General features: G+C 47.2%; 2 protein-coding genes. Both read left to right on the top strand.

Translation table 11 applies throughout. From position 1 onward, the window contains the following. On the top strand, positions 1-815 hold an 815-nt coding region (locus P2W73_RS26135; RefSeq protein ID WP_276505056.1), incomplete at its 5' end, for a hypothetical protein. A 164-nt stretch (positions 816-979) separates the two neighbouring features. Further along, on the top strand, positions 980-8,711 hold a 7,732-nt coding region (locus P2W73_RS26130; RefSeq protein ID WP_276505055.1), incomplete at its 3' end, for a hypothetical protein.

The raw sequence follows: 8,711 nt of genomic DNA, 5'->3' as shown, positions 1-8,711 counted from the left end.
TACAGATCACTACACCGGTTGCTACTACAGTTAATACCTGTGACTTTGCAACACAGGCCGAACTGGATGCTGCCTTCCAGGCATGGCTGGCAACAGCTTCTGTAACGGGTGGTTGTGCTCCGGTTCTTACCAATAATGCAACAGGTGCCGGTACACTTTGCACCGGCGGTGTCTTCACGGTGACATTTACTGCTACCGATCTTTGCGAGGCGCCAACGGCAACAGCAACATTTACCGTAACAGCACCAGCACCGGTGACCTATACTGAACCAACCGATGCCACTGTTGCCTCCTGTACGTATACCAACCAGGCAGCCCTGGATGCAGCAATAGCAGCATGGGTAACACAACAAACCACTGCAATTGCAGCAGCAGGTGGTTGTGCTCCGCAAGTAACAAGTGACTTTACTAACCAATCGATCAACCTGTGTGCGGGCGGTAGTGTAACCATCACCTGGACAATCACTGATAAATGTCAGACCGCTACAGTGGATGCCATCTATACGGTGACTCCAGCACCGCCAGTGCAATTAACTTGTCCTCCTTTACAAACCTTCTGCGTAGTAGCTGCCAACTATTATACTATCCCTGCACTTATTGTAACACATGACTGCAGCAGAGAATTAGCTATTGCTTACGAGGTCACAGGAGCAACCACAAGAAGCGGTACCGGCACAGATGCAAGTGGAGCCTTTAATGTTGGCGTTTCAACAATAACATGGAGCGTTACGGATGCATGTGGCAATGTTTCCACCTGCACAACAACAGTAACCCTTAACCCGACACCAATAACAACACCAATCACCCATAATTAAAATGAAAAGCAAAAAAGAAATGAACCCATATTAAAGCACACAAAAGCTGCAAACATGCACACCTGCTTCCTTATCGAAGCAGTGTGCATGTAGCGCTTTGTTTTGATAACAAAAAATAAAAGATAACGCAAGTGCTCCAATTATAAAGCGCATGATTGACGATAATGTTTAAAAGGTTACAACATATCATTGTATTGGCTTTGCTACTGTTCGGTGTCTCACAGGCATCGGCCCAAATGGCTATGCCGGACCATGTATGTGTTGGGACCACCAGGACATATTCTGTGAATGATCCAAGTGTTCCTTCAACCTACACCTGGAAAATAGATGGAGTCACGCAAACCACCACTACTAATGCAATAACGATTACCTGGAATACCGCCGGTCAATTCCTCATCACGGTGCAGGAACGATCGGCAGACGGTTGCGAAGGAGATATACAATCAGGCACTGTTTATGTGTATCCGCCTGCAGTCACCAGCGAGACCATCACAATTTGCGAACAACAACTGCCTTATACCTGGAATGGACAAACGTTAACCGCTGCTGGAACAAGAACGGTTACATTACAGACTGTCCATGGTTGCGACTCAGTAGTAACACTAACACTTAATGTTATTGAAGAGGTCACTCCGCAATTCAATGTCGCGAATAATTTCTGCGTGAATGCAACAGCGCCTGTTTTACCAACAACATCATTGAATGGTATCACCGGTACATGGTCACCGGCAACCATTAGTACCGCCACTGAAGGAACAACGACATATACGTTTACTCCCGATGCAGGACAATGTGCGACAACAACCACATTAGAAGTAACCGTCAATCCGAACATTGTTCCCACATTTGATCCGATTGCACCGATCTGTTCAGGAGCAACTGCGCCGGTGCTTCCAACCACATCAACTAATAATATCACCGGTACATGGAGCCCGGCCACCGCCAGCAATACAACATCGGCTACTTATACATTTACTCCCGATGCAGGACAATGCGCTACAACGACTACTTTGGAAGTAACCGTTAACCCGAACATCGTTCCAACATTTGATCCGATTGCACCGATCTGTTCAGGAGCAACTGCGCCAATACTTCCAACCACATCAACCAATAATATCACCGGTACTTGGAGCCCGGCAACAGTTGATAATACAACTTCGGCTACTTATACGTTTACACCAGATCCGGGCCAATGCGCAACAACAACTACGTTAAACATTACCGTTAACCCGAACATCGTTCCAACATTCAATCCTATAGCAGCTATCTGTTCGGGAGCAACGGCACCAACGCTTCCAACCACATCAACTAATAATATTAGTGGTACGTGGAGCCCGGCTACAATCGACAACACCGCTTCAGCTACTTATACATTTACACCAGATGCCGGTCAGTGTGCCACAACAACTTCTTTAGACATAACCGTTAACCCAAGCATTACTCCAACATTTGATGCGATAGTTCCCATCTGTTCAGGAGCAACCGCGCCAACTTTGCCGACAACATCTACCAATAATATTACCGGCACCTGGAGTCCGGCAACGGTCAGCAATACCACATCGGCTACATATACATTTACACCGGCCGCGGGTCAGTGTGCAACAACAACTACCTTAACTATAACCGTAACGCCGACCATTGTTCCGGCATTCGATGCTATTGCGCCCATCTGCTCCGGCGAAGACGCACCAACTTTACCAACCACATCTGCCAATAATATTACCGGCACCTGGAGTCCGGCAACGGTCAGCAATACCACATCGGCTACATACACATTTACACCGGCCGCGGGTCAGTGTGCAACAACAACTACCTTAACTATAACCGTAACGCCGACCATTGTTCCGGCATTCGATGCTATTGCGCCCATCTGCTCCGGCGAAGACGCACCAACTTTGCCAACAACGTCTACCAATAGTATTACCGGTACATGGAGCCCGGCAACAGTTGATAATACAGCATCGGCAACCTATACATTTACACCCGATGCAGGCCAATGTGCTACAACGACCACATTGGAAGTAACCGTTAACCCGAACATTGCTCCCACATTTGATCCGATAGCTCCCATCTGTTCAGGAGCAACAGCGCCAACTTTGCCGACAACATCTACCAATAATATTACCGGTACATGGAGTCCCGCAACGGTGAGCAATACTACATCGGCCACTTATACATTCACACCGGCTGCGGGTCAGTGTGCTACAACGACTACATTGACCATAACCGTGACCGACCTGATCACGCCAACCTTTGACGCAATTGATAATGTTTGCCAGGATGCCACAGCACCGGTATTGCCAACTACTTCAACAAATGGAATCAGCGGTACATGGTCATCAACAGTAAGTACTTCAACTCCGGGTACAACAACGTATACATTTACACCGGATGCGGGCCAGTGTGGAGCGACAACTACTTTAAGTATTACGGTTGACCCAATCATTACCCCGGCATTTAACGCCATACCTTCTGTTTGTCAAAATGCAACAGCGCCAGTATTGCCGACAACTTCAGTCAATGGAATAACAGGAACCTGGTCACCGGCGGTTAATACTGGCGACGTGGGTACAACAACTTATACATTTACGCCGGATGCTGGTCAATGTGCAACGACAACTACTTTAGACATCACCGTAACGGATCTGACCGAACCGACCTTTGATGCAATCAATCCGATTTGTGCCAATGCAGCTCCACCGATTCTACCCAACACCTCTACCAATAATATCACGGGTACATGGAGTCCTGCTACGGTAAGCAATACAACCAGCGGTACTTATACTTTCACGCCCAATGGAGGACAATGCGCCACAAGTACTACTATTACCATTACTGTAAATCCAATCATCACTCCAACATTTGATGCGATAGCGGCTATTTGCTCCGGTAACACAGCTCCTGTTTTACCAACAACTTCCAACAATGGAATCAACGGTACATGGAATCCGGCTACCGTCAGCAATACAACATCGGCTACTTATACATTCACACCTGATGGAGGGCAATGCGCTGTAACCGTTACGCTAAATGTTGCCGTTACTGATCCAATAACGCCAACATTTGCCCCGATACCTGCTATCTGCGAAAATGGAACAGCACCGGCATTGCCGACTACTTCTCTCAATGGAATTACAGGCACATGGGATCCTGCTGTCGTAAGCAACACTGCCGACGGCACCTATACATTTACACCGGATGAAGGGCAATGCGCCGCCACAACAACAATCACCGTTACAGTCACTGACCAGATCACTCCTGTGTTTGAGAACCTGGGGCCGCTTTGTCTTAACAGTACCGCTCCGGAATTACCGGCTGTATCCAGCAATGGCATAAGCGGTACATGGAATCCTGCCACCATCAGTACGGCTGATGTTGGAACAACTGATTATATTTTTACGCCGGATGATGGTCAATGCGGAACAGTAATTACAATGAGCATTACTATCGCAGACCAGGTAACGCCACTCTTTAATGCAATAGGGCCGCTTTGTCAAAATGCAACAGCACCCGCTCTGCCGACCACATCGACCAATAACATAAGTGGTACATGGAATCCTGCCGTTATCAATACCGACGATCCAGGAACGACAGTGTATACATTTACACCTGATGCGGATGAGTGCGGATCAGAAACGACATTAAGTATAACTATTGATCCCCGCGTTACACCAACTTTTGACCTGGCTACTACCATCTGCGCCAATTCTGCAGCACCTAATCTTCCGGGTACATCTGACAACGGAATTACAGGTACGTGGAGCCCGGCAACAGTCAGCAACACGACAACGGCTACTTATACCTTTACTCCAAATGCGGGTCAGTGTGCTGAGCCGACAACTGTCACTATAACAGTTAACCCGAACATTACACCGGACTTTGACGCCATTGCACCTATCTGTTCCGGTGACGAATCGCCTGTACTTCCCACCGTCTCCAACAATGGTATAACCGGTACGTGGAATCCTGCTACTGTCAGCAACACAGCAAGTGCCAATTATACATTTACACCGGATGCAGGCCAGTGTGCTACCACTCAATCGTTGACCATTACGGTGCAACCGCAAATCGCACCTGTGTTTAATTCCATTCCTGCGATATGCAGTGGAGATATCGCTCCAATTTTGCCAGCTACATCTCTTAACGGTATCACAGGTACGTGGAGCCCATCTACTGTCAGCAATACTGCAAGCGGAGTTTATACATTCACACCGGATGGAAATCAGTGTGCCACCACAACTACTTTAACCGTCACTGTAACAGATCTGACTGAGCCAACCTTTGACGCTATTGCCGATGTTTGTCAGAAGAGTACGGCTCCTGTTTTACCAACTACTTCTATCAATGGAATCACTGGTACATGGAGCCCTGCTGTAAGTACTGCTACACCGGGAACAAGAACTTATACTTTCACACCGAATGGCGGTCAGTGTGCGACAACAACTACTTTAACCATCACGGTTAATCCGCTGGTAACACCAACCTTTACACCGGTGGATAATGTTTGTCAGAACAGTACTGCTCCAGTTTTACCATCAACTTCCATCAATGGAATTACCGGCACATGGAGTCCTGCTGTAAATACTGATGTTCCGGGAACAACAACCTATACCTTTACGCCGGATGCTGGTCAGTGTGCATCAACAACTACATTAAGCATCACCGTTGATCCGCTGGTAACACCAACGTTTACACCAGTAGATGATGTTTGTGAGAACAGCACTGCTCCTGTTTTACCAACCACTTCTATCAACGGAATCACTGGTACCTGGAGTCCTGCGGTAAGCACTGCCACACCAGGAACAACAACCTATACATTCACACCGGATGCCGGTCAGTGTGCGGAGGAGACAACTATCACTGTAACAGTTAACCCCAACATTACACCGGCCTTCGATGCCGTTGCGCCTATCTGTTCCGGTGATGAATCGCCTGTTCTTCCAACTGTTTCCATCAATGGTGTAACCGGTACATGGAATCCTGCGACAGTCAGCAATACAACGAGTGCCATTTATACATTTACACCGGATCCTGGTCAGTGTGCATCAACAACTACATTAAGCATCACCGTTGATCCGCTGGTAACACCAACGTTTACACCAGTAGATGATGTTTGTGAGAACAGCACTGCTCCTGTTTTACCAACCACTTCTATCAACGGAATCACTGGTACATGGAGCCCTGCCGTGAGCACTGCAACACCGGGCACAACAACTTATACATTTACACCGGATGCGGGTCAGTGTGCAACAACAACTACGTTAAGCATCACCATTGATCCGCTGGTAACGCCAAACTTTACACCGGTAGATGATGTTTGTCAAAACAGTACGGCTCCTGTTCTACCAACTACTTCCATCAATGGAATCACCGGTACATGGAGCCCTACGGTAAATACAGGTACGCCGGGAACAACAACTTATACATTTACACCGGATGCAGGACAGTGTGCAACAACAACTACATTAAATATCACGGTTGATCCGCTGGTAACTCCAACGTTTACGGCGGTAGATGATGTTTGTCAAAACAGTACGGCTCCTGTTTTACCAACTACTTCTATCAACGGAATTACCGGTACGTGGAGCCCTGCGGTAAATACAGGTACGCCGGGAACAACAACATATACCTTTACGCCGGATGCAGGTCAATGTGCAACAACAACTACTTTAACCATCACCGTTGATCCACTCGTAACTCCAACGTTTACGCCGATAGATGATGTTTGTCAAAACAGTACGGCTCCTGTTTTACCAACTACTTCTATCAATGGAATTACCGGCACATGGAGTCCTGCGGCAAATACAGCTACCCCGGGAACAACAACTTATACCTTTACACCGGATGCAGGTCAATGTGCAACGACAACTACTTTAAACATCACGGTTGATCCGCTGGTAACACCAACCTTTACGCCGGTTAATGATGTTTGTCAAAACAGCGAAGCTCCTGTTTTACCAACTATTTCTGTCAATGGAATCACCGGCACATGGAGCCCGGCTGTAAGCACCGATGTTCCGGGCACAACAACCTATACCTTTACTCCGGATGCCGGTCAATGTGCAACAACAACTACTTTAAACATCACGGTTGATCCGTTGGTAACACCAACCTTTGAGCCTGTGGCGGATGTTTGTCAAAACAGCACTGCTCCTGTTTTACCAACGACTTCTATCAATGGAATCACTGGTACATGGAACCCTGCGGTGAGCACGGCAGGTGCTGGAACTACAACCTATACATTTACGCCAACTGCAGGGCAATGTGCAACAACTGCCACATTAACTATAACGATTAATCCGAACATTATACCAAGCTTTGATCCGGTTGCAGCTATCTGTTCCAGTGATGCAGCGCCTGTTCTTCCAACTACTTCCAACAATGGAATAACAGGTACATGGGATCCTGCTGTTGTCAGCAATACAGCATCGGCTACTTATACCTTTACGCCGGATGCAGGTCAGTGTGCTACTACGGCTACTGTAACGGTAACAGTCAATCCGAATATCACTCCAACCTTTGATCCGGTTGCAGCTATTTGTTCAGGCGCTGCAGCTCCTGTTCTTCCAACTACATCTAATAATGGCATCACAGGAACCTGGTCACCGGCTGTAAGCACTGCAGCTATCGGAACCACTACTTATACATTTACCCCGGATGCAGGTCAGTGTGCAGGAACAGCGACACTTACTATCACTGTTACCGATCAGATCACTCCAACATTTGATCCGGTCAATGATGTTTGTTTGAATGCAACCGCTCCGGTTCTTCCAACTACATCACTTAATGGTATCACAGGAACCTGGTCACCGGCTGTTTCTACTGCTGCGATTGGAACTACTACTTATACATTTACCCCGGATGCAGGTCAGTGTGCAGGTACAGCAACACTTACTATTACTGTTACCGATCAGATCACGCCAACATTTGATCCGGTCAACGACGTTTGCTTAAATGCAACAGCTCCTGTATTGCCAACAACATCTAATAATGGCATCACAGGAACCTGGTCACCGGCTGTTTCTACTTCCGCGATTGGAACCACTACTTATACATTTACCCCGGATGCAGGTCAGTGTGCAGGTACAGCAACACTTACTATTACTGTTACCGATCAGATCACGCCAACATTTGATCCGGTCAACGACGTTTGCTTAAATGCAACTGCTCCTGTATTGCCAACAACATCCAATAATGGTATTACAGGTTCATGGTCACCGGCTGTAAGCACAGCAAGCCAGGGAACAACAACCTATACATTTACCCCGGATGCAGGTCAGTGTGCAGGCACAGCAACACTCACCATTACTGTTACCGATCAGATCACACCAACATTTGATCCGGTCAATGATGTTTGTTTGAATGCAACCGCTCCGGTTCTTCCAACTACTTCCAATAATGGTATCACCGGTACATGGTCACCTGCTGTAAGCACTGCTGCTATCGGAACAATTACTTATACATTTACCCCGGATGCAGGACAGTGTGCAGGTACAGCAACACTTACTATCACTGTTACCGATCAGATCACGCCGACATTTGATCCGGTGGATGATGTTTGCTTAAATGCAACAGCTCCTGTATTGCCAACAACATCTAATAATGGCATCACAGGAACCTGGTCACCTGCTGTTTCTACTTCCGCGATTGGAACCACTACTTATACATTTACCCCGGATGCAGGTCAGTGTGCAGGCACAGCAACACTTACTATTACTGTTACCGATCAGATCACACCAACATTTGATCCGGTCAATGATGTTTGTTTGAATGCAACAGCTCCTGTATTGCCAACAACATCTAATAATGGCATCACAGGAACCTGGTCACCGGCTGTTTCTACTTCCGCGATTGGAACCACTACTTATACATTTACCCCGGATGCAGGACAGTGTG

Origin of the sequence: Terrimonas pollutisoli, from assembly GCF_029360765.1 — a bacterium.
Lineage (GTDB): Bacteria > Bacteroidota > Bacteroidia > Chitinophagales > Chitinophagaceae > Terrimonas_B > Terrimonas_B pollutisoli.
The sequence above is the reverse complement of the archived record's forward strand: the minus strand, read 5'-3'. Positions and strand labels throughout refer to the sequence as shown.